This window comes from Serratia sp. ME47, from assembly GCF_903970925.1.
Taxonomy (GTDB): domain Bacteria; phylum Pseudomonadota; class Gammaproteobacteria; order Enterobacterales; family Enterobacteriaceae; genus Serratia; species Serratia ureilytica.
On sequence record NZ_CAJCKE010000006.1, the window covers coordinates 121,794 to 145,001 of the forward strand.

The following is a 23,208-nucleotide window of genomic DNA, read 5'->3' on the forward strand; positions in this document are numbered from 1 at the left end:
TACGCCGCTGCCCGCGTTACGGGCGATAAACCTTCACGTTGCTGAAGCCCTGCTCCAGCAGGTACAGCGCCTGCAGGCGGCTCATTACGCCGCGCTCGCAGTACAGCAGATAGGTTTTGCTCTGATCCAGATCGCCGAACTGGGTGCTCAGCTTGTAGAACGGCAGCGCTTTCACTTCAACCTGTTCCAGCTGCAACGGTTTCTCTTCCTGCTCGTCGTTGGAACGGATATCCAGGATCACCTCGTCGGCGCCGAAGGCCGCGACGGTTTCCACTTCGGTCACCTGCTCCTGCGCCTGCTCGGCGATGGAGCGAATATCGACGTTCTTCGCCTCGCTCACCACCCGATCGAGAATGCTGAAATCGAAGTGGCTTTCTTCCTCTTCAATCTTGGCCTTGACGGCTTTTACCGTCGGGCTCTTCGAAATCACGCCGCAGTATTCCGGCATGGTTTTGGCGAAGTCCTCGGTGCCGATTTCACGCGCCAGTTTGATGATGTGCTCTTTATCGTGCGAGATCAGCGGACGCAGGATCAGCGTATCGGACGCATTGTCGATCAAGCGCAGGTTGGTCAGCGTCTGGCTGGACACCTGCCCCAGCGCTTCACCGGTTACCAGCGCCTGCACGCCGTAGCGTTCGGCCACTTGCGAAGCGGCGCGCACCATCATGCGCTTGAGCACCACGCCCATCTGGCCGTCGTCGACTTTCTCCAGGATTTCGCCCACCACCGGTTCGAAGTCGATGGCGACGAAGCGCACTTTGTGCGAACTGGCGAAACGGTTCCACAGATAGTGCGCCACCTGCTTCACGCCAATCTCATGCGCGGCGCCGCCCAGGTTAAAGAAGCAGAAATGCACGCGGCAGCCGCGACGCATCAGCATATAGCTGGACACGCCCGAGTCGAAACCGCCGGAAATCAGCGACATCACATCTTCCTGAGTGCCGACCGGGTAACCGCCGATGCCTTCGAGGCGGCGTTTAACCAGCATCAGCTTGTCGTCTTCGATCTCAAGGTTTACCGTGACCTGCGGGCGGGTCAGGTTAACGCGCGCGCTGTCGATATGCTGGTTCAGACCGCCGCCGACGTAGCGCTCCACGTCCTGCGAGTTGAACGCCTGCTTGCCGCGGCGCTTGACGCGCACGCAGAAGGTTTTGCCTTCCAGCTGAGCGCGGTAGGCTTCCAGCGTCTGCTCGAAGATGTGGTGGATATCGGTATAAGCGCGATCTTCCACTTCCAGAATATGGTGGATGCCGGGAATCCGCGTCAGCGCGTCGGCGATGACCGGCCGCTGGTTTTCATCTTTGGCGCGAACTTCGATATGATCCCAGTGACGGACGACCGCCAGCGTTTCATCATACTGCTTCAGGACGTTGCGAATATTGGTCGAGAGAATCTTGATAAAGCGCAAGCGCACAGATTGGCTCTTGATGGTGATTTCCGGGAACAATTTAATGATAAACTTCATGGCGGTCTTTGTTGTCAGATAAGAATTACGGCGCGGAGTATATCACCATATCGCCGTGCTCTGCGCACAAAACCACACATGAGCGCCATGATTTGCTAATCAAGATCCGCTAGGATAGGCTCTGGCGCCACGGTTCACATGATGACGTAAAAAGAAAATTATGCCGAAAAAACCAGCACAATCAGCCAGTACAGAGCAAACAGCCAGCTTTGAAAGCGCCCTCGGCGAGCTGGAAAGCATCGTGACGCGTCTGGAGTCGGGCGAACTGCCGCTGGAAGACGCGCTGAACGAATTCGAACGCGGCGTGCAGCTGGCGCGTCAAGGCCAGCAGAAACTGCAACAGGCGGAACAGCGTGTGCAGATCCTCCTTAACGACAGCGCCGACGACGCGGCGTTGGCGCCTTTCACACCGGATACCGAGTAACCGACATGTCTGAGATCGTCCCATCGGCCGCTTTTGCCGATCAACTGCAGATTTTCCGCCGGCGCGCCGATCGCGCGCTGCTGGATTTCATCGCCCCGCTGCCGTTCAACGACGGCAACATGGTGGCGGCGATGCGTCATGGCGCCTTACTGGGCGGCAAGCGCCTGCGCCCGTTCCTGGTGTACACCACCGGCCAGATGTTCGGCGTATCGCTGACCAACCTGGACGCGCCGGCGGCGGCGGTGGAATGCATTCACGCCTACTCGCTGATCCACGACGATCTGCCGGCGATGGACGACGACGATCTGCGCCGCGGCCAGCCGACCTGCCACATTAAATTCGGCGAAGCCAACGCGATCCTGGCCGGCGATGCGCTGCAAACGCTGGCGTTTTCGATCCTGGCCGATGCCGAAATGCCCGACGTGGCGCTGCGCGATCGGCTGGCGATGGTCTCCGAACTGGCGGCAGCCAGCGGCGTCGCCGGCATGTGCGGCGGCCAATCGCTGGATCTGGAAGCCGAAGGCAAGCGCGTCGATCTGCAGGCGCTGGAGCAGATCCACCGCCACAAAACCGGTGCGTTGATCCGCGCCGCGGTGCGTCTGGGCGCGCTGAGCGCCGGCGAAGCAGGACGAGCGGCGCTGCCGCAGCTGGATCGTTACGCCGCTGCGGTCGGCCTGGCGTTCCAGGTGCAGGATGACATTTTGGACGTTGTCGGCGAGACTGAAAAGATCGGCAAGCGCCAGGGAGCGGACCAACAACACGGAAAGAGTACCTACCCGGCGTTACTCGGGCTTGACAGCGCGAAAGCAAAAGCGTGGGATCTCTATCAGGAAGCATTAGCTGCATTAGACACTTTGGCAGCGCAATCTTATAACACAGCGCCATTGCGAGCGTTAGCCAGCTTCATTATTGAACGCGACAATTAACGTGTGACGTTAACTCCTCTGATATGAGTATCGAATGAGTCTTGATATAGCCAAATACCCAACCCTGGCGCTAGCGGAAAACCCCGAGGAACTCCGCTCACTGCCCAAAGAGAGCTTGCCGAAGCTGTGCGATGAGCTGCGGCAATATCTGCTGAACAGCGTCAGTCGCTCCAGCGGCCACTTTGCCTCCGGGCTGGGTACCGTCGAACTGACGGTGGCGTTGCATTTCGTCTACAACACGCCGTTCGATCATCTGGTGTGGGACGTCGGTCACCAGGCCTACCCGCACAAAATCCTGACCGGCCGCCGCGACCGGATCGCCACTATCCGGCAAAAGAACGGGTTGCACCCCTTCCCGTGGCGCGCCGAAAGCGAATACGACGTGCTGTCGGTCGGCCATTCGTCAACCTCGATCAGCGCCGGCCTCGGCATGGCGGTGGCGGCAGAGCGTGAAGGCAAAGGCCGCCGCACGGTGTGCGTGATCGGCGATGGCGCCATCACCGCCGGCATGGCGTTCGAAGCGATGAACCACGCCGGCGACATCAATCCGGACATGCTGGTGGTGCTGAACGACAACGAGATGTCGATCTCGGAAAACGTCGGCGCGCTGAACAACCATCTGGCGCAGCTGCTGTCCGGCAAGCTTTACTCCACCCTGCGCGAAGGCGGCAAAAAAGTGCTGGCCGGCGTGCCGCCGATCAAGGAGCTGGTGAAACGCACCGAAGAGCACCTGAAAGGCATGGTGGTGCCGGGTACGCTGTTCGAAGAGCTGGGCTTCAACTACATCGGCCCGGTAGACGGGCACGACGTACAGGGCCTGGTCGCCACGTTGAAAAACATGCGCGATCTGAAAGGCCCGCAGCTGTTGCACATCATGACCAAGAAAGGCCGCGGTTACGCGCCGGCGGAGAAGGATCCGATCAGCTTCCACGCGGTGCCGAAGTTCGATCCCGCCAGCGGCACGCTGCCGAAAAGCGCCGGCGGTCTGCCGACCTATTCGAAAATCTTCGGCGACTGGCTGTGTGAAACCGCCGCCAAAGACAGCTCACTGATGGCGATCACGCCGGCGATGCGCGAAGGTTCCGGCATGGTGCAGTTCTCGCGCGACTATCCGCAGCAATATTTCGATGTGGCGATCGCCGAGCAACACGCGGTCACCTTCGCCGCCGGGCTGGCGATCGGCGGCTACAAGCCGGTGGTGGCGATCTATTCCACCTTCCTGCAACGCGCCTACGATCAGCTGATCCATGACGTGGCGATCCAAAACCTGCCGGTGATGTTCGCCATCGATCGCGGCGGCATCGTCGGCGCCGACGGCCAGACCCACCAGGGGGCGTTCGATCTGTCGTTCATGCGCTGCATCCCGACCATGGTGATCATGACGCCGAGCGACGAAAACGAATGCCGCCAGATGCTGTATACCGGCTATCACTACAACGACGGCCCGAGCGCCGTGCGCTATCCGCGCGGCACCGGCACCGGCGCTGCGCTGGAGCCGCTCAGCCTGCTGCCGATCGGCAAAGGCGTGGTGCGCCGCCAGGGGGAAAAGATCGCCATTCTCAACTTCGGCACCCTGCTGCCGGAGGCCGCTGCGGCGGCGGAAGCGCTCAACGCCACGCTGGTCGACATGCGCTTCGTCAAACCGCTGGACGAGCAGCTGGTGCTCGAACTGGCCGCCAGCCATGAAACGCTGGTCACGCTGGAAGAGAACGCCATCATGGGCGGCGCCGGCAGCGGCGTCAACGAACTGCTGATGGCCAAACGCCGTCCGGTGCCGGTGCTGAACCTCGGCCTGCCGGACAGCTTCGTCTCACAGGGCACCCAGGAAGAACTGCGCGCCGATCTGGGACTGGACGCCGCCGGCATTCAGCGTCAAATCGAAACCTGGCTGGCGCAGTAATTCGCCACTCGCGCCTGATAAAACGCCTCCGCCTTCGGGGGCGTTTTCATTTCCGCCCTCCGGGATCCGCGCTACAGTTACTGTCTGAGCTGTGAATGGGAGGCAAGCATGAAATATCTCAAACTGGGCAACACCGATCTGAACGTCTCGCGCATCTGCCTGGGTTGCATGACCTACGGCGAACCGAGCCGCGGCAATCACGCCTGGACGCTGCCGGAAGAAAGCAGCCGCCCACTGTTGAAACAGGCGCTGGAAGCCGGCATCAACTTTTTCGACACCGCCAACAGCTATTCCGACGGCAGCAGCGAGGAGATCCTCGGCCGGGCGCTGCGCGACTATGCACGCCGCGAGGAGGTGGTGATCGCCACCAAGGTCTATTTCCCGCTGAGCAACCTGGAGCGCGGTTTGTCGCGCGCCAAGATCATGCAGTCCATCGACGACAGCCTGCGCCGTCTCGGCACCGACTATGTCGATTTGCTGCAAATCCATCGCTGGGATTACGAAACGCCGCTGGAAGAGACGCTGGAAGCGCTGCACGACGTGGTGAAAGCCGGTAAGGCGCGTTATATCGGCGCCTCTTCCATGTACGCCTGGCAGTTCGCCAAGGCGCTGTATACCGCCGATCTGCACGGCTGGACGCGCTTCGTCAGCATGCAGGATCAATACAACCTGATCCAGCGCGAAGAAGAGCGCGAGATGCACCCGCTGTGCGTCGCCGAAGGCATCGCCGTACTGCCGTGGAGCCCGCTGGCGCGCGGCCGCCTGACCCGCCCCTGGGGCGAAACCACCGCCCGCCTGGTCTCGGACCAGTTCGGCAAGAGTCTGTACGATGAAACCGAAGGCATCGACGCCATTATCGCCGAGCGCGTCGCCAGCCTGGCGGAGGAACGCGGCGTGCCACGCGCGCAGATCGCGCTGGCCTGGCTGCTGAACAAGCCGGCGGTCAGCGCGCCGATCGTTGGCGCGTCACGCAGCGAGCAGTTGGACGATGCCATTGCCGCGGTTGATTTGAGTTTGTCGCCGCAAGAGGTGGCGGAGTTGGAAACGGCTTACGTGCCGCATCGGGTGACGGGGTTTGAATGAGAGAAGCGGGCGCGAAGAACCGCGCCCGGCTGTCAGAACAGCCCGATCGGCCAGTGGTGCCCAATCAGGTAGATGATGCCCGCAGACAGCACGCCGGCGATGATATCGTCGACCATGATGCCCATGCCGCCATGCACATTGCGGTCGAACCAGCGGATCGGCCACGGCTTCCACATATCCAGAATGCGGAAGATGACGAAACCGGCGGCGACCCAGCGCCAATCGTTGACCGGCAGCGCCATCAGCGTGATCCACATGCCGACGAACTCATCCCAGACGATGCTGCCGTGATCGTGCACCTTCATGTCTTTTGCCGTACGGTGGCAAATATAGACGCCGATGCAAATGCTGAACATCACCGTCAGCGAGTAGAGCTGCCACGGCAGTTGGATCAGCAGCAGCCAGAACGGGATCGCCGCCAGCGATCCCATGGTGCCCGGCATCACCGGTGACAAACCGCTGCCGAAACCGGTGGCCAGCAGGTGCCACGGATTGCTCATCCGCAGCCGACGCTTGGCTTCATCCATGGGTGCCCGGCTCCGCGTTGAAATGATCGAACCCGGCCCAGTCCAGCACCACCGCCTCGTCGTTGCGGTAATAGCGAATGCCTTCAGACAGCGGGCCAATCTGGCCGATACAGGTGTAATCGGCCCCGAGGTGGCTCAGCGCCACGTCCAGCGCGCCGCGGTTGATCTCCGGCACGGTGAAGCACAGCTCGTAGTCTTCGCCGCCCGCCAGCGCCCAACGCAGCGCCTGTTCGGCATCAGCATGGCTGCTCAGCGCCTGCGACATCGGCAGCTCGTCCAGCACGATGCGCGCGCCGCAGTCGCTGGCCTTCAGGATGTGCTTCAGATCGGAAATCAGGCCGTCGGAAAGATCGATTGCCGAGCTGGCCAGATCGCGCAGCGCCTGCCCCTGCAGCACCCGCGGCTGCGGACGCAGATGGCGAGCGACCAGATAATCACGCGCCGCGCTATCCGTCACCGCCAGGCGATCCTGCAGGATCGCCAAACCGGCGGCGCTGTCGCCCAACGTGCCGGTCACATAGATCCAGTCGCCGATGCGCGCGCCGCTGCGGCTCAACGCCCGGCCGGCCGGGATCAGCCCCTGAATGGTCAAGGTCATGCTCAGCGGGCCGCGCGTGGTATCGCCGCCGATCAGCTGCATGCCGTAATAATTGAGTTGATCGAACAGGCTGTCGCTGAACGCCTTCAGCCAGGGTTCGTTCACCTCCGGCAGCGTCAGGGCCAGCGAGAGCCACGCCGGATCGGCGCCCATCGCCGCCAGATCGCTCAGATTGACCGCCAGCGCTTTATACCCGAGATCGGCCGGATCGATGTCCGGCAGGAAGTGAATGCCCGCGACCAACGTATCGGTACTGACGGCCACCAGCTGTTTTTCCGGCACTGCCAGCAGTGCGCAGTCATCTCCAATGCCCAACTGTACATCCCGGCGCACGCGCTTAAACCGGTCAAAATAGCGGGCAATGAGGTCAAATTCGCCGCATGCCATATCGATATTCCACTAGAAGAAATTAAGGCCGGGAATGCCGGCCTTAATGTTTTTACTTTTTCTTGCGAAGGGTTGGCGCCACTTTATCCAGCACCCCGTTCACAAACTTGTGGCTGTCTTCCGCGCCGAAGGTTTTCGCCAGCTCGATCGCTTCGTTGATCGCCACCTTGTAAGGGACATCCTCGCGCATTTTCAGTTCAAACAGCGCGACGCGCAGCACCGCGCGTTCCACCTGGCCCAGCTCTTCGAGCTGACGCGACAGGTAAGGCGCCATCAGTTCGTCCAGCATACCTGCATTCACTGCCGCGCCGGACAGCAACTCGCGAAAATAGGCGACGTCAACATCTTTGACATCCTGCTCCGTCAGGAACTGGTGTTCAACATCGGCAAGGTCGTTTTTAGACAACTGCCAAGAGTAAAGCGCTTGAACAGCGCACTCACGAGCGCGGCGACGAGCAGCAGGTTTCACGGAATTCCCCTTAACTAAATTCAGGCTTTAATAGCTTTGATAACATTAATCATTTCAAGTGCGGTCAACGCGGCTTCAGCGCCCTTGTTGCCCGCTTTGGTGCCGGCGCGTTCGATCGCTTGTTCGATGCTTTCGGTAGTCAGCACGCCAAAGGCAACCGGGATTTCGGCATTCATCGCAACGTTGCCGATGCCGGAGCTGGCTTCGCCCGCCACATATTCGAAGTGCGCGGTGCCCCCACGGATAACGGTGCCCAGCGCGATAACCGCGTCGTATTTGCCGGTTTTGGCCAATACGCTCGCCGTCAGCGGCAGCTCGTAAGCGCCCGGGACCCAGACAACGGTGATGTTGTCGTCAGCAACCTGACCAATGCGTTTCAGCGCGTCGATGGCGCCTTCCAGCAGGCTGTCGTTGATGAAATTGTTAAAACGTGCAATTGCGATCGCCACACGGGCATTTGGAGTAGCAACAACACCTTCGATAACTTTCATGGGCTTTCCTTAAAAATGGGTTCAATACCCCGCAGGGGGGCGGATTCTATCATATTCTTTCATCGCCTGCGCGGCGCTTTTGTAAAACCGGCGCGCGGGCGCGAGATTCAGTGTTTCGCCCGCAGGCGCAAACGCAGATCGGGGCCAACCTGGCGCACGTCGCTAAAGACGAATTCCGGTGCGTCGGCCAGACGCTCAAGGCCCGGCAAATGACACAGGCCGCGGCCATTATCGCCCAACAGTTTTGGCGCGATGTACAAAATGAGCTCATCCACCAGGCCGGCCTGCAGCAGCGCGCCAGCCAGCGTTGCGCCCGCCTCTACCCAGATTGAATTCACCTGGCGCTTGGCCAACAGCATCATCATCACCACCAGATCGACGCCGCCGCCGTGCGCCGGGCAGATAAACTGCTCAACGTCTTGCGGCCAGACCTGTTCATCCGCCTGCAGCCGCGCCAGCCAGGTGGCGCCCGGCTGCTGCACCACGCGGTGCTGCGGGGTAATGCGATTTTGGCTGTCGAGCAGGATGCGCAGCGGCTGACGCAGATTTTCGCGCGGATAGAGGCGCTGGGTCTCGGCATCCAGCTCATCCCAACGCACCGTCAGCGACGGATCGTCCGCCAGCACGGTGGCGCTGGTGCTGAGAATGGCGGCGCTCTGCGCACGCAGCCGCTGCACGTCCTGACGCGCTTCGGGTGAGGTGATCCATTGGCTTTCGCCGGAGGCCATCGCCGTGCGGCCGTCCAGCGACGCGCCCAGCTTCAGTTGCACATAGGGAAAACCGGTGCGCATGCGTTTGAGGAAGCCCAGGTTGACCGCTTCGGCCTCGGCCAGCATCAGGCCATGACGTACCTCAACGCCGGCTTGCTGCAGCTTGTACAAGCCGCGCCCCGCCACCTGAGGATTGGGATCTTGCATCGCCGCGACCACCCGCGTCACGCCGGCGGCCACCAGCGCATCGGCGCAGGGCGGCGTGCGGCCGTGATGGCTGCACGGCTCGAGCGTCACATAGGCGGTGGCGCCGCGCGCCTTGTCGCCCGCCATGCGCAGCGCATGCACTTCCGCGTGCGGCTCGCCGGCGCGCAGATGATAGCCTTCACCGACAATTTCGCCGTCGCGCACGATAACGCAGCCGACGTTCGGATTGGGCGCGGTGGTGAAACGCCCCAGCCGCGCCAGCTCGAAGGCGCGCGCCATGTAAAATTCGTCGTGATGCATGAAAGATCCTTTAGTCTTGCAGGCGGGCAATCTCTTCGCCGAACTCGCGCACGTCTTCGAAGCTGCGGTACACCGACGCGAAGCGAATGTAGGCGACCTTATCCAGCTTTTTCAGCGCGTCCATCACCAGATTGCCGACTAACTTGGTCGGCACTTCGCGTTCGCCGGTGGCGCGCAGTTGGGATTTGATATGGTTAAGGGCGTTTTCCACGTCGTCCGAGCTGACCGGGCGCTTCTCCAGCGCTTTCAGCATACCGCGACGCAGTTTGTCTTCGTTGAACGGCTCGCGCACCTCATCGCTTTTAATCACTCGCGGCATCACCAGCTCGGCCACCTCGAAGGTGGTGAAGCGTTCATTGCATACCAGACACTGGCGACGACGGCGTACTTGCGAACCGTCCCCCACCAGGCGGGAATCAATGACTTTGGTATCAACGGCGGCGCAGAAAGGGCAATGCATAACACGTCCTGATAAACGTTTTTTATAGATAAATGCAGTTTAACCCGAAGTGAAGCCACAACAAAGGGCGTCAGCCATTTGTTGCGATAAGCGGCGGGCAGGCGGCGCCGATATGACTTTCACCGCCATGCGGGCTAAGCTTGATAGCAGGAGATTCAGCATAGGAAATCGCCGTCATGACAACCCGTTACCCCAAAATCACCCTGCTCGCCGCCGCCGTGTTGCTCACTGGCTGCGCGCACAACGCCGCCGTGCCTCAGCTGCGCCATCAGGTCGCCGCACTGAACCAAAAAGTGAGCGTATTGACCGATCAGGCCACCGCGCTGGAGCGGCAAAACCAGCTCAACCAGCACTCCGACAACGGCGTCTATCTGCTGCCGGCGGCGCGGAGCGCCGCCCGTTTGCAAAGCGGCATCGGCGAACTGAGCGTTTCGCTGAGCCACATCAAGAGCGAAGCCAACGGTGCTCAGGCGCAGCTGCATGTGCGCATCCTCTCACAGGCCACGCTGCCGCCGTTTAAAGCGGTGGTGGAATGGGGCCAACTGGACGCGGCCACCGGCCGGCCGCTGACCGCCGGGGCACTGTCGCAACCGATCGCCAGCGCCGACTCGCTGCTGCCGAAACCCGGGCAGGACTTCGAGCTGCGCTTCAGCGGCCTGACGCCGGAACAGCTGGGCTATATCCGTCTGCACAGCCTGGTAGCCACCGCCCAGCCGGCGGTGGTGCAGCAACACTGAAACTCAAAGCAAAAAAAAGGAGCGCCGATAGGCGCTCCTTCTCATTTCGCTGAATACTGCGGCGGTTAAGGCAGAATCGAAGGCTGATCCGCGCCCTCTTTTTCCACTTTTTGCTGCAGCATGTGTTCGCGTTTCATCCCCAGCTTCAACGCCAGCGCGGACGCGACGTAGATAGAGGAAACGGTACCGATCGACACGCCGATCAGCATCGCCAGAGAGAAGCCTTGCAGCATCGCGCCACCGAAGATGTACAGCATCAGCACCACCATCAGGGTGGTCCCGGAAGTCATCAGCGTACGGCTCAGCGTCTGGGTCAACGACACGTTCATGATCTCGTAAGGCGTACCGCGGCGGATCTTGCGGAAGTTCTCACGAATACGGTCGGAGACCACGATGCTGTCGTTCAGCGAGTAACCGATAACCGACATCAGGGACGCGACGATGGTCAGGTCAATCTCGATGTGGAACAGCGACAGCACGCCCAGCGTGATGATCACGTCGTGCGCCAGCGCGATAACCGCCCCCAGCGCCAGGCGCCATTCGAAGCGGAAGCCGACGTAGATCAGGATACAGATCAACGCCACCAGCAGCGCCATGCCGCCGGTTTGCGCCAGCTCGCTGCCCACGCTCGGGCCGACGAACTCGATGCGCTTCACGGTGGCGTTTTTATCCACCGAGTCGTTGATCACGCCGATCACCTTATTGCCCAGTTCCTGGCCTGCGGTGCCGGTCGCCGGTGGCATGCGCACCATCACGTCACGGCTGCTGCCGAAGTTCTGGATAATCGGATCCTGGAACCCGGCCTTCTCCAGCGTATCGCGCATCAGGTCGAGGTTAGCCGGCTTCTCCAGGTTGATTTCAATCACCGTACCGCCGGTGAAATCCAGACCCCAGTTAAAGCCGCGCACCGACATGGTGGCGATCGACGCGACCAACAGCACCAACGAGATGCCGAAAGCCACGTAGTCCCAGCGCATAAAGTCGTAGACTTTACGGCCGTAGTTGAGTTGCTCAACAGTATAATCCTGTGCCACAACGCACTCCTCAGATAGACAGCTTGTTAATGCGTTTGCCGCCGTAAAGCAGGTTGACGATGGCACGGGTACCGACAATCGCGGTGAACATGGACGTCGCCACACCGATAGCGGTGGTGATCGCAAAGCCCTTGATCGAACCGGTGCCGACTGCGTACAGGATGACCGCGGTGATCAGGGTGGTAATGTTGGCGTCGACGATACTGGAGAACGCGCCTTTATAGCCCTCATGGATCGCCTGCTGAACGGACCGGCCGTTCTTCAGTTCCTCCTTGATACGTTCGTTAATCAGTACGTTGGCGTCGACCGCCACCGCCAGCGTCAACACGATCCCGGCAATGCCCGGCATGGTCAGCGTCGCCCCCGGCAACAGGGACATCACGCCGACGATCAACACCAGGTTGGCGACCAGCGCCGTGGTGGCGATCACGCCGAACTTACGGTACCAGACCACCATGAAGACGATGGACGCCACCAGGCCCCACAGACAGGCTTCCAGACCTTGGGTGATGTTCTGCTGACCCAGAGTTGGACCGATGGTGCGCTCTTCAACGATCTGAATCGGCGCAATCAGCGCCCCCGCACGCAGCAGCAGCGAAAGCTGACGCGCTTCGTTCGGGTTGCCGATGCCGGTGATGCGGAAGCTGTTGCCCAGACGCGACTGAATATTCGCCACGTTGATCACTTCTTCCTGTTTCACCAGCACCGCACGGCCGTTGGCGTCTTTCTTGCCGCTGTCCTTGTACTCCACGAACAGGGTCGCCATCGGTTTGCCGATGTTGTCCTTGGTGAAGTTGGACATGGACGTGCCGCCGGCGCTGTCCAGCGAGATGTTAACCTGCGGCTGGTTGTATTCGTCGGTGCTCGAGGTGGAGTCGGTGATGTGGTCACCGGTCAGGATCACGCGCTTGTACAGCACGATCGGCTGGCCGTCGCGGGTGTATTTCACCTCGGAATCGCCCGGCACGCGGCCGTTGGCCGCCGCGGTGGCGTCCGCATTGGTGTTCACCAGACGGAATTCCAGCGTCGCGGTGGCGCCCAGAATTTCTTTGGCGCGCGCGGTGTCCTGAATGCCCGGCAGCTCAACCACGATGCGATCGGATCCCTGGCGCTGCACCAGCGGTTCGGCGACGCCGAGCTGGTTGACGCGGTTACGCAGGATAGTGATGTTCTGCTGTACGGCGTATTCGCGCGCTTCGCTCAGACGGGCGTCCGTCAGGCTGGCTTTCATGGTGTTGGCGCCATTGGCGGACAGCACCAGATCGCGCTGACGCGGGCCGATGTAGCTGATGGCCTGGTCACGGGCTGCATCGTCGCGGAAGCGAACTTCCACGCCGTTGTTGTCCAGCTTGCGGATAGACGCGTAAGGAATGCCCTTCTCGCGCAGCTCGCTGCGCAGGGTATCCATGGTCTGTTCCTGCAGCTTGCTCAACGCGGTGTCCATGTCCACTTCCATCAGGAAGTGCACGCCGCCGCGCAGGTCCAGACCGAGTTTCATCGGCTCTGCGCCCAGCATGGCCAGCCAGGTCGGCGTGGCCGGCGCCAGGTTCAGCGCCACGACGAATTTGTCACCCAACTCGGTCACCAGCGCTTCGCGGGCGCGCAGCTGAACGTCAGGATCTTTAAAGCGAGCCAGGATGGCGCCATTTTCCAGCGCAATCGACTTGCTCGCGATGTTGTCTTTTTCTAATACGGTACGGACCTGGTCCAGCGTAGTTTCACTGGCGGCGACGCCGCGCGCGCCAGTGATTTGTACGGCCGGATCCTCACCGTAGATGTTGGGAAGCGCATAAAGCAAACCGACGAGGATCACGACGATCAACATCAGATACTTCCACAAAGGATAACGGTTTAGCACGGCAATTCCCTTCGGGAAAAAAGATTACAGGGCCTTCATGGTACCTTTCGGCAGAACGGCCGCCACGAAGTCACGCTTGATCATCACTTCCGTGGTGTCGTTCAGCGCGATGGCGATGATGCCGGTGTCGGCCACTTTGGTCACGCGACCGATCAGGCCGCCGGTGGTCAGCACTTCGTCGCCTTTACCGATGGAGTCCATCAGCTTCTTGTGATCTTTCGCGCGCTTCTGCTGTGGGCGCAGGATCATGAAGTAGAAGATCAGGCCGAACACCACCAGCATAATGATCAGAGAGTACGGGCTTCCCTGAGCCGGAGCCCCTGCGGATGCGACGGCGTCAGAAATGAAAAAGCTCATTGAAATTCCCTCATTAAGTTATCAATTATTAGATCAAGCGTTTAAAGGCGGAATCGGCTTGCCGATCCGACCATAGAAATCCGCAACAAACTGCTCTAATTTACCCTCTTCGATAGCCTGGCGTAAACCCGCCATCAGGCGCTGGTAGTGACGCAGGTTATGAATTGTGTTCAGTCGAGCACCCAATATTTCGTTGCAACGGTCGAGATGGTGCAAGTAGGCGCGGCTGTAATGGCGACACGTGTAGCAATCACAGTCTTTATCCAGCGGAGAAGTATCATCCTTGTGCTTGGCATTACGGATTTTTACCACACCGTCAGTCACGAACAAATGGCCGTTGCGGGCGTTGCGGGTCGGCATGACGCAGTCGAACATGTCGATGCCGCGGCGCACGCCTTCCACCAAATCTTCCGGCTTGCCGACGCCCATCAAATAGCGTGGCTTATCTTCCGGAATTTGCGGGCAAACGTGTTCAAGAATGCGATGCATATCCTCTTTCGGCTCGCCTACAGCCAAGCCGCCCACAGCGTACCCATCAAAGCCGATATCCACCAGCCCTTTTACTGAAACATCACGTAAATCTTCGTAAACACCGCCCTGAATGATGCCGAACAGCGCATTTTTATTTTCCAGCTCGTCGAAACGCTGGCGGCTGCGCTGCGCCCAACGCAGCGACATTTCCATCGAACGCTTGGCGTAGTCCCAGTCGGCCGGGTACGGCGTACATTCATCGAAGATCATCACGATGTCGGAACCCAGGTCATACTGGATTTCCATCGATTTTTCCGGGCTCAGGAACACCTTGTCGCCGTTGATCGGATTGCGGAAGTACACGCCTTCCTCTTTGATCTTGCGCATCGCCCCCAGGCTGAACACCTGGAAACCGCCGGAGTCGGTGAGGATCGGGCCCGGCCACTGCATGAAATCGTGCAGATCGCCGTGCAGCTTCATGATCTCCTGGCCAGGGCGCAGCCACAGGTGGAAGGTGTTGCCCAGCAGGATCTGCGCGCCGGTCTCTTTCACTTCTTCCGGCGTCATGCCCTTGACCGTGCCGTAGGTACCGACCGGCATAAAGGCCGGGGTTTCCACTACGCCGCGGTCGAAAATCAGGCGGCCGCGGCGTGCGCGGCCATCGGTAGTTTGTAGTTCGTACTTCACAAAGCCTCCAGCATCAGAGAAACAGTCTGATGTCGTTGAAACGGGGCCGCGCCGTGGGCGCAGCCCGGGAAATTAACCGCCGACGGACTCGTTTTCCGCCTGCGGATTACGGCTGATGAACATCGCATCGCCGTAGCTGAAAAAGCGATACTGCTCGGCCACCGCCTGCTGATAGGCGTTCATGGTATTTTTGTAGCCGGCGAAAGCCGACACCAGCATGATCAGGGTGGACTCCGGCAGGTGGAAGTTGGTCACCAACGCGTCGATCACCTGATAGTGGTAACCCGGATAGATAAAGATGCTGGTGTCGCCGAAGAACGGCGCAATCAGCGCCTCTTTGCTGGCCGCCGCGGCGCTTTCCAGCGAACGCACCGAGGTGGTGCCCACCGCCACCACGCGCTTGCCGCGCGCTTTACAGGCCAGCACCGCATCCACGACCTCCTGCGGCACTTCGGCGTATTCGGCGTGCATCACGTGATCTTCGATGGTTTCCACGCGCACCGGCTGGAAGGTGCCGGCGCCGACGTGCAGCGTTACGAACGCCATTTCAACGCCCTTGGCGCGCAGCGCCGCCAGCAGCGGTTCGTCGAAGTGCAGACCGGCGGTCGGCGCGGCGACCGCGCCCGGCTTCTCGCTGTAGACCGTCTGATACAGTTCGCGGTCGGCGTCCTCATCCGGGCGAGCGATATAAGGCGGCAGCGGCATGTGGCCGGCCGCGTTGAGAAGGGTGAAGACATCGCGTTCGTCGTTGAAGCGCAGCTCGAACAGCGTCTCGTGGCGCGCCACCATGGTGGCGGCGATGCTCTCGTCATCCCCCAGCAGCAGCTCGGCGCCCGGCTTGGGCGCTTTCGACGCGCGCACGTGCGCCAGCACGCGATGGTCGTCCAGCACGCGCTCCACCAGCACTTCAATCTTGCCGCCGCTGACCTTGCGGCCGAACATGCGCGCCGGGATCACGCGGGTATTGTTGAACACCAGCAGGTCGCCGGCTTCCAGCTTATCCAGCAGATCGGTGAATACGCCGTGCGTCAATGCCCCGCTCGGCCCGTCCAGCTGCAGCAGGCGGCATGCGCTGCGTTCGGCCTGGGGATAGTGGGCAATCAGGGATTCGGGAAGTTCAAACGAAAAATCAGCGACGCGCATGGGTATTCACTTCTTCAATTTAAGGCTGGTTGGTAAAAAACAGGCGGCCTAGTCTAAAGCCGGGGGCGGTCAGCGGCAAGAAATAAGGAGGATTTGCCTGACTTCGGGTATAGTTGAGGGATGAATTTTCTCGCTCATCTTCACCTGGCCATGCTGGCGGACAGCTCGCTGCTGGGCAACCTGCTGGCCGATTTCGTGCGCGGCAACCCCGCCGCCGACTATCAGCCCGAGGTCGTAGCCGGCATCATGATGCACCGCCGCGTCGACGTGCTGACCGACAGCCTGCCGCAGGTGAAAGCCTGTCGCGACTATTTCAGCGCCCCCTACCGCCGCGTGGCGCCAATTACCCTCGACGTGGTGTGGGACCATTTTCTGGCGCGCCACTGGCAGCAGTTGGAGCCTTCACGCGACCTGCACCAGTTTACCCAGGAAGCCCGCAGCCAGATCGAACCTTACCTGCCGCTCACGCCGCCGCGTTTTCAGAACCTGAACGGCTATCTGTGGCCGGAACGCTGGCTGGAACGCTACGCCGAATTGCCGTTCATCGCCCGGGTATTGCAGGGCATGGCCAGCCGCCGTCCGCGCCTCGATGCCCTGGCCGGCTCGTTCGCCGACGTCGAGCGGCATTATCATCAGCTTGAAACACAATTCTGGCAGTTTTATCCGCAAATGATGCAGCAGGCGAAGGAAAAAACGCTGTGAGGTCAAGCCCAAGCGTTTGAAATTGCAGCGCCTTGCGAGAATTTACGTTTTGCCGCTTGCCCTTTTGTGGGAAAAGGTTATTTTTAAAGCCTGTCAAATTTAATTAGTGAATTTAATAGGTAAAAGCTATCTCAGCGATTGGTCTTTTGCCCTTTATTCACCACGTCGCGGCCCCTATACTGGCCCTTGTTTTTACATCCACCCTTTAACACCTATTACAGGAGTAATTATGGTCCTGGTAACTCGTCAAGCCCCTGACTTCACTGCAGCTGCCGTACTGGGTAGCGGCGAAATCGTTGAAAACTTCAACCTGAAGAAGCACCTGAACGGCAAACCGGCCGTCCTGTTCTTCTGGCCAATGGACTTCACCTTCGTATGCCCTTCCGAGCTGATCGCTTTCGATCACCGCTATGAAGAGTTCCAGAAGCGTGGCGTTGAAGTGGTTGGCGTTTCCTTCGACTCAGAGTTCGTCCACAACGCATGGCGTAAAACCCCTGTCGACAAAGGCGGCATCGGTGAAGTGAAATACGCAATGGTTGCTGACGTTAAGCGTGAAATCCAGAAAGCTTACGGCATCGAACACCCGGAAGCCGGCGTTGCGCTGCGCGGCTCCTTCCTGATCGACAAAGACGGCATCGTGCGTGCTCAGGTGGTTAACGACCTGCCAATCGGCCGTAACATCGACGAAATGATCCGTACCGTTGACGCGCTGCAATTCCACGAAGAGCACGGTGAAGTGTGCCCGGCTCAGTGGGAAAAAGGCAAAGCAGGTATGGGCGCTTCCCCAGACGGCGTGGCAAAATACCTGTCTGAAAACGCTGCCAAGCTGTAATTTCAGCCTGATAGTGAATCAACCGGCCTCCGCGGCCGGTTTTTTTATGCCCCTTTTTGGGGCAACACGCCCGCCTTCAGTGCTTTATTTCCCTGTTTCCGCTCACATTTCCCACCCTGCTCGCCGCGCGTGCGCCCATCTGCGGCTACTATCAATAACGCTGGCTCGCGCTTTGCAAGTGAACAACAGCCAAGCAAACACAACACAATAAAAAACTGACAGGGTAGGAATAACTATGTTTTTACAGAAATGGAGCAAACCCCTGACCATGGCGGCGCTGCTGGTCAGCGGCAGCCTGCATGCGGCGTCCAATCCGGCGGTGGAGGCCAAAAACGGCATGGTGGTCACCTCGCAGCATCTGGCCTCGCAGGTCGGGGTGGATATCCTGAAAATGGGCGGCAACGCCATCGACGCCGCCGTGGCGGTCGGCTACGCGCAGGCGGTGGTGAATCCCTGCTGCGGCAACATCGGCGGCGGTGGCTTTATGACCGTCCACCTGGCGGACGGCACCGATACCTTCATCAACTTCCGCGAAACCGCGCCGGCCGCGGCCAGCGCCAACATGTATCTGGATGCCGACGGCAAGGTGAAGAAAGACGCCAGCCTGTACGGCTATCTGGCGGCGGGCGTGCCGGGCACCGTGCTGGGAATGGAAACCGCGCGTGAGAAGTACGGCAAACTGAGCCGCGAACAGGTGCTGGCGCCGGCGATCAAGCTGGCGCGCGAAGGCTTTGTGCTGACCCGCGCTGATACCGATATTCTCGACACCACCGTTGCACGTTTCAAACAGGATCCCGAGTCGGCCAAAATCTTCCTGCGCCCGGACGGCAGCCCGCTGCAGCCGGGGGACAAACTGGTGCAAACCGATCTGGCCAATACGCTGGAAGCCATCGCCAAAGGGGGAACCGACGCCTTCTACAAAGGCAAGATCCCGCAGGCGGTAGAGGCGGCGGCCAAACAGGGCGGCGGCATTTTGACGGCGGCCGACTTCGCCAACTATAAAGTCACCGAAACCCCACCGATCACCTGCAGCTATCGCGGCTACAAGTTCGTGTCGGCGCCGCCTCCCAGCTCCGGCGGCGTGACGCTGTGCGAAATCCTCAACGTGGTGGAAGGCTATGACCTGAAAAGCATGGGCTTCAACTCGGCAGCGGCCATTCACACCATGACCGAGGCGATGCGCCATGCCTACATGGACCGCAACACCTACCTCGGCGACCCGGAATTCATCAAGAACCCGATCGACCGGCTGGTGAGCAAGAGCTACGCCGAGCAGATCCGCAAGAAAATCGTCGCGGACAAGGCCACGCCGTCGGAAAATGTGCAGCCCGGCATGGAACCGCATGAGAAGCCGGAAACCACCCACTATTCGATCGTCGACCATGACGGCAACGCGGTCTCCACCACCTATACCGTCAACGGCCGCTTCGGCGCCGTGGTGATCGCACCGGGCACCGGCTTCTTCCTCAACGATGAGATGGACGATTTTACGGTCAAAGTGGGCGAGAAAAACCTGTACGGGCTGGTGCAAGGCACCGCCAACAGCATTGCCCCCGGTAAGCGCCCACTATCGTCAATGAGCCCGACGCTGGTAACCAAGGACAACAAGATCTTTATGGTGCTGGGCTCGCCGGGTGGTTCGCGCATCATCACCATCACCCTGCAGACCGCGTTGAACGTGATCGACCACGGCATGGCGCCACAGGAAGCGGTGGACGCGCCGCGCATCCATCACCAATGGCTGCCAGATGAGGTGTACTACGAACAGCGCGGCGTTTCCGCCGATACGCTGAAACTGCTGAGCGGCATGGGCTATAAGATGGTCGAACAAACGCCGTGGGGCGCCGCCGAACTGATTCTGGTCGGTTTGCCGGGCGCGGCGGGCGTCAGCCCGGCCAACTCCGGCAACGATTCGGCGGTTTCCGGCAAAGTGCGCGAAGGTTACCTGTACGGCGCCAACGACGTGCGTCGCCCGGCAGGCTCCGCGGTCGGTTACTGATGTAAACGCCCACTCACCTTAATCGCGGGGGCCCTTCGGCCCCCGCAGTTCCCTTAGCCTTCACAGCGCCACACGGTGGCCGATTCTTCCGCCAGCTGCAGGCGCAGCCCGCCGGCCGTTTCGCTCAACTCTCCCCGCCCTTCCACGCGCCGCCACGGGCCGCGGGCCAACAGCGGGTTGTGCGGCAGCTGCGCCTGGCCGCTGCCGTCACGCTGCAGCGCCACCAGCACCTGCTCCTGCTGATACAGGCGCACGAACACCAGCGTTTCTCCGCTGGCGTACAGCACCTGACAGCCGCCGCGACGCAGCGCCAGGCTCTGTTTACGCAGCGCCGCCATGCGCTGGAACAGCGCCAGCAGCGGCCGATCCCAGTCGCCGACGTCCCACGGGAACGGCTTGCGGCAGAACGGATCGTTGCCGCCGTCCAGACCAATCTCATCGCCGTAGTAGAGGCAAGGCACGCCGATCCAGCTCAGCAACCACACCGCCGCCATCTGCATGCGCGCCGCGTTCCCCTGCAACAGCGTGAGGAAACGCGCGGTATCGTGGCTGTCCAGCTGGTTGAACTGGATCAGCTGGCGGCCGTGCGGCAACCCGGCGCGGTAGCCGTCCATCCACTGCGCGCATCCGGCGGCGTCCAGCCGCACCGGGTGATAAGCCACGTCCAGCCCCGCCAAAAACGCCCGCACCGGCAGCGCGAACCCCATGTAGTTCATCGCCGCATCCTCCACGCCGGCGTGCAGCCAGCGACGCGCGTCGCCAAAGTGCTCGCCCACTACGTAGGCCTGAGGATTCTCCTGCTTCACCGCCTGATAGATGCCCGCCAGGTGACGCAGGTTGCCGGCAGCGCCGCCGTTCTCCCCCAGCATATGCACCACATCCAGCCGCCAACCGTCGATGCTGTACGGCGGGCGCAGCCAGTGGCGCACCACGCTGCCTTCCCCGCGATAGATCGCTTCCGCCACCTGCGGCTCGGCGAAGTTGAGCTTCGGCAGGCTGGCGTTGCCCTTCCAGTCGAGCGCGCGGCCGTCCGGGTAGAAGTTGAACCAGCCGCGATACGGCGAATCGGGGTGGTGGCAGGCGCCGTTTTGCCCTTGGCGATGGCGGTCGAACCACGGATGCGAGTCGCCGGTGTGGTTGAACACCCCGTCCAGCACCAGTTTCATGCCTACCTTGTGAGTGCTCACTCGCAAACGCTGCAGCGCCGCGTTGCCGCCGAAGTGCGGATCGACCTGGTAATAATCCTCGGTATCGTACTTATGCACGCTCGGCGCGGTAAAAATCGGGTTCAGGTACAACGCCGTCACGCCCAGCTGCTGCAGGTACGGCAGTTTGGCGCAGATGCCGTCCAGATCGCCGCCGTAAAAGGTCGAAGCGGCGTGGCTGTCCTCCAGCGGATGCTGCCAGTCGCGCCGGATCACCTCGGCGCCGGCCGCGTGATGGCGGTAGCTGCCGCTTTGGATGCCGTGCTCGCCGCCGCTGCTGGCGAAGCGATCGGGGAAAATCTGGTAGAACAGCTGATCCGCCACCCACTCGGGGCCGTTGTCAGGCTCGTCGACGGCGAATTGCGCCAGCTGGCCCGGCGGCGTTGGCGACCAGCCCTGCGGCCCGAACCACTGCTGGCGATCGGCCCACAGCAGCTTGAAGCAGTATCGCCGCGTCGGCTCGCCCTCATTCAGCGTCAGGCTGGCCTGGTAGCGCCGCATCCCCTCGTGACGCTGCGCTTTCATCACCAGCAGCCACTCTTCGTTGTCCGGCTCGGCGCGCAAAAACACCCGTTCCGGCAGTTCATCCCCTTGTAACCACAGCGTGATATCCAAACGTTGCCCTTGCTTCACCACAAAAGGCGGAACCGGTTGATGCCAGGCGTTAAGCATACTGTTCTCCTGCTGTACCAAACGAAATCGACGGCATTCTTCAAGAAGCGAACAATGCCACGTTAAGTGCAACTCCCCCTCCTCTCTGACCGCAAAACCCAGGGATGAGCCGGGGGGCGGAGACCGAAAAATAACGCTAACTCGATGTAAAAAAAGGTAAACAGGCACAAATCCTGCACGTTACCCCTTAGGCTAACGCGTTTTGAGCATACAGGATATTTTTTGCGCATTTTTTAAGGAGCGGTAATGCAACAACAGATAACGCGCTGGCTGGAGCAATTTGGGTTGGAATTCGGCGGAGTGATGTCGCTGTTGATGGTCTTGGGGTTGATCGTCCTGATCTCGGTGGTGATCCACCTGGTGCTGCACCGGGTGGTGTTGGCCGCCCTTCAGCGCCGCGGCCAGCAGTCGCAACGCGTCTGGCAACAGGCCATCACCCAATACAAACTGTTCCAGCGCGTGGCGCTGCTGCTGCAAGGGGTGATCATCAGCATCCAGGCGACGCTGTGGCTGCAGAGCGGCAGCCAGACTCAGGCGGTGATCGTTACCGCCGCGCAGGTGTGGATACTCGCCTTCACCCTGCTGTCGCTGTTCTCGCTGCTGGATACGCTGCTGGCGCTGCTGCGCCAAAGCCCGATTTCCAATCAGCTGCCGCTGCGCGGCATTTTCCAGGGCCTGAAACTGGTGGCGGCGATCCTGATCGGCATCATGATCGTCTCGCTGCTGATGGGCAAATCGCCGCTGTTGCTGCTCAGCGGCCTGGGCGCCATGACGGCGGTCCTGATGTTGGTGTTCAAGGATCCGATCCTCGGGCTGGTGGCCGGCATTCAGCTCTCCGCCAACGACATGCTGAAGATCGGCGACTGGCTGGAAATGCCGAAATACGGCGCCGACGGCGCGGTCACCGACATCGGCCTGACCACGGTCAAAGTGCGTAACTGGGACAACACCGTCACCACCATACCGACCTACGCGCTGATCTCCGACTCGTTCAAAAACTGGCGTTCGATGTCGGAATCCGGCGGGCGCCGCATCAAGCGCAGTTTGAATATCGACACCGGCAGCGTGCACTTCCTGTCGGAAGAGGAACAGCGCCGCCTGCAGCGCAACCCGCTGCTGCACAGCTACCTGAACGTTAAGACCCAGGAGCTGAGCCAGCACAACCAGGAGATCGCCGTCGATCTGGCCTCGCCGCTCAACGGCCGCCGCCTGACCAACCTCGGCACGCTGCGCGCCTATCTGGAAGCCTACCTGCGCGCTCACCCGCGCATTCACCAAAACATGACGCTGATGGTGCGCCAGCTGGCGCCGACGCCGGAAGGCCTGCCGCTGGAAATCTACGCCTTCACCAACACCACGGTCTGGGCGGAGTACGAAAGCATTCAGGCGGATATTTTCGACCATATCCTGGCGGTGATCGACGAGTTCGGTCTGCGCGTGCATCAGACGCCGACCGGCAACGACATGCGCGGCATGCTGCGACAAAGCGCGAACGCTTCCTGACGTCGGCTGACGTAACTGTGTCTGCTGGTAATTATTCGCTTTCAATTGCCAGCAGATATCT

22 protein-coding genes are annotated in these 23,208 nt (G+C 60.8%); 9 read left to right on the plus strand and 13 right to left on the minus strand.

From position 1 onward, the window contains the following. Positions 1-16 precede the first annotated feature (16 nt). Complete coding sequence (gene thiI / locus H7A77_RS09105; RefSeq protein WP_033642063.1) at positions 17-1,465, minus strand: tRNA uracil 4-sulfurtransferase ThiI; 1,449 nt, start codon at positions 1,463-1,465, stop codon at positions 17-19. 160 nt (positions 1,466-1,625) lie between these two features. On the opposite strand from thiI, the gene xseB reads away from it, so the two are divergent. From xseB to H7A77_RS09125, 4 genes are all read left to right on the plus strand, one after another. Further along, complete coding sequence (xseB, locus tag H7A77_RS09110) at positions 1,626-1,889, plus strand: exodeoxyribonuclease VII small subunit (protein ID WP_033642062.1); 264 nt, start codon at positions 1,626-1,628, stop codon at positions 1,887-1,889. Positions 1,890-1,894: 5 nt separating this feature from the next. Further along, a complete protein-coding gene (gene ispA / locus H7A77_RS09115; protein ID WP_033651083.1) occupies positions 1,895-2,815 on the plus strand; it encodes a (2E,6E)-farnesyl diphosphate synthase in 921 nt (306 codons plus the stop codon). A gap of 34 nt (positions 2,816-2,849) precedes the next feature. Continuing rightward, a complete protein-coding gene (dxs, locus tag H7A77_RS09120) occupies positions 2,850-4,715 on the plus strand; it encodes a 1-deoxy-D-xylulose-5-phosphate synthase (RefSeq protein WP_033642060.1) in 1,866 nt (621 codons plus the stop codon). A gap of 108 nt (positions 4,716-4,823) precedes the next feature. Beyond that, complete coding sequence (locus H7A77_RS09125; RefSeq protein ID WP_164057382.1) at positions 4,824-5,798, plus strand: aldo/keto reductase; 975 nt, start codon at positions 4,824-4,826, stop codon at positions 5,796-5,798. 32 nt (positions 5,799-5,830) lie between these two features. On the opposite strand, the gene pgpA is transcribed toward H7A77_RS09125, so the two are convergent. The 6 genes from pgpA to nrdR form a co-directional block, all read right to left on the minus strand. After that, on the minus strand, positions 5,831-6,325 hold the full coding sequence (pgpA, locus tag H7A77_RS09130; RefSeq protein WP_033634010.1) for a phosphatidylglycerophosphatase A: 495 nt from the start codon (positions 6,323-6,325) through the stop codon (positions 5,831-5,833). Further along, positions 6,318-7,310, minus strand: coding sequence for a thiamine-phosphate kinase (gene thiL, locus H7A77_RS09135; RefSeq protein ID WP_033642058.1), 993 nt, complete (start codon positions 7,308-7,310; stop codon positions 6,318-6,320). The genes pgpA and thiL overlap by 8 nt, the downstream gene beginning before the upstream one ends. A gap of 52 nt (positions 7,311-7,362) precedes the next feature. Continuing rightward, positions 7,363-7,779: a transcription antitermination factor NusB gene (gene nusB / locus H7A77_RS09140; protein ID WP_004940384.1), complete on the minus strand. Its 417-nt coding sequence runs from the start codon at positions 7,777-7,779 to the stop codon at positions 7,363-7,365. Between the two features lie 20 nt (positions 7,780-7,799). Next, positions 7,800-8,270, minus strand: coding sequence for a 6,7-dimethyl-8-ribityllumazine synthase (gene ribE / locus H7A77_RS09145; RefSeq protein WP_004940385.1), 471 nt, complete (start codon positions 8,268-8,270; stop codon positions 7,800-7,802). Between the two features lie 107 nt (positions 8,271-8,377). Further along, on the minus strand, positions 8,378-9,487 hold the full coding sequence (gene ribD / locus H7A77_RS09150; protein WP_164057383.1) for a bifunctional diaminohydroxyphosphoribosylaminopyrimidine deaminase/5-amino-6-(5-phosphoribosylamino)uracil reductase RibD: 1,110 nt from the start codon (positions 9,485-9,487) through the stop codon (positions 8,378-8,380). Positions 9,488-9,497: 10 nt separating this feature from the next. Beyond that, the gene (gene nrdR / locus H7A77_RS09155; protein WP_004940387.1) at positions 9,498-9,947 is read right to left on the minus strand and encodes a transcriptional regulator NrdR; all 450 of its coding nucleotides are present in this window, start codon (positions 9,945-9,947) and stop codon (positions 9,498-9,500) included. 176 nt (positions 9,948-10,123) lie between these two features. On the opposite strand from nrdR, the gene H7A77_RS09160 reads away from it, so the two are divergent. Beyond that, the gene (locus H7A77_RS09160) at positions 10,124-10,684 is read left to right on the plus strand and encodes a DUF3251 domain-containing protein (RefSeq protein ID WP_182074078.1); all 561 of its coding nucleotides are present in this window, start codon (positions 10,124-10,126) and stop codon (positions 10,682-10,684) included. 65 nt (positions 10,685-10,749) lie between these two features. Here H7A77_RS09160 and secF read toward each other — a convergent pair whose 3' ends face one another. The 5 genes from secF to queA all read right to left on the minus strand — a co-directional run bounded on the left by secF (position 10,750) and on the right by queA (position 16,234). Further along, on the minus strand, positions 10,750-11,718 hold the full coding sequence (gene secF, locus H7A77_RS09165; protein WP_019454209.1) for a protein translocase subunit SecF: 969 nt from the start codon (positions 11,716-11,718) through the stop codon (positions 10,750-10,752). Positions 11,719-11,728: 10 nt separating this feature from the next. After that, on the minus strand, positions 11,729-13,576 hold the full coding sequence (secD, locus tag H7A77_RS09170) for a protein translocase subunit SecD (protein ID WP_071845087.1): 1,848 nt from the start codon (positions 13,574-13,576) through the stop codon (positions 11,729-11,731). Positions 13,577-13,600: 24 nt separating this feature from the next. Further along, a complete protein-coding gene (gene yajC, locus H7A77_RS09175; RefSeq protein ID WP_004940391.1) occupies positions 13,601-13,933 on the minus strand; it encodes a preprotein translocase subunit YajC in 333 nt (110 codons plus the stop codon). Positions 13,934-13,966: 33 nt separating this feature from the next. Continuing rightward, positions 13,967-15,091, minus strand: coding sequence for a tRNA guanosine(34) transglycosylase Tgt (gene tgt / locus H7A77_RS09180; protein ID WP_016928877.1), 1,125 nt, complete (start codon positions 15,089-15,091; stop codon positions 13,967-13,969). Between the two features lie 72 nt (positions 15,092-15,163). Then, on the minus strand, positions 15,164-16,234 hold the full coding sequence (gene queA, locus H7A77_RS09185; RefSeq protein ID WP_033651079.1) for a tRNA preQ1(34) S-adenosylmethionine ribosyltransferase-isomerase QueA: 1,071 nt from the start codon (positions 16,232-16,234) through the stop codon (positions 15,164-15,166). 120 nt (positions 16,235-16,354) lie between these two features. Here queA and H7A77_RS09190 point away from each other — a divergent pair, with 120 nt between their 5' ends. From H7A77_RS09190 to ggt, 3 genes are all read left to right on the plus strand, one after another. Further along, positions 16,355-16,936, plus strand: a complete 582-nt coding sequence (locus tag H7A77_RS09190; protein WP_033651078.1) for an ACP phosphodiesterase — start codon at positions 16,355-16,357, stop codon at positions 16,934-16,936. A gap of 229 nt (positions 16,937-17,165) precedes the next feature. Further along, positions 17,166-17,768 (plus strand): peroxiredoxin C, encoded by a 603-nt coding sequence (locus H7A77_RS09195; RefSeq protein ID WP_004940403.1) that lies wholly within the window; start codon positions 17,166-17,168, stop codon positions 17,766-17,768. A 235-nt stretch (positions 17,769-18,003) separates the two neighbouring features. Further along, entirely contained in the window at positions 18,004-19,767 is a 1,764-nt protein-coding gene (gene ggt, locus H7A77_RS09200) for a gamma-glutamyltransferase (RefSeq protein ID WP_072628292.1), read from the plus strand. 53 nt (positions 19,768-19,820) lie between these two features. On the opposite strand, the gene malZ is transcribed toward ggt, so the two are convergent. After that, positions 19,821-21,644 carry a maltodextrin glucosidase gene (gene malZ, locus H7A77_RS09205; RefSeq protein ID WP_046688351.1) on the minus strand — a complete coding sequence of 608 codons (1,824 nt, stop codon included), beginning with the start codon at positions 21,642-21,644 and terminating at the stop codon, positions 19,821-19,823. Between the two features lie 246 nt (positions 21,645-21,890). Here malZ and H7A77_RS09210 point away from each other — a divergent pair, with 246 nt between their 5' ends. After that, positions 21,891-23,147, plus strand: a complete 1,257-nt coding sequence (locus H7A77_RS09210) for a mechanosensitive ion channel family protein (RefSeq protein WP_033651075.1) — start codon at positions 21,891-21,893, stop codon at positions 23,145-23,147. Positions 23,148-23,208 lie beyond the last annotated feature (61 nt).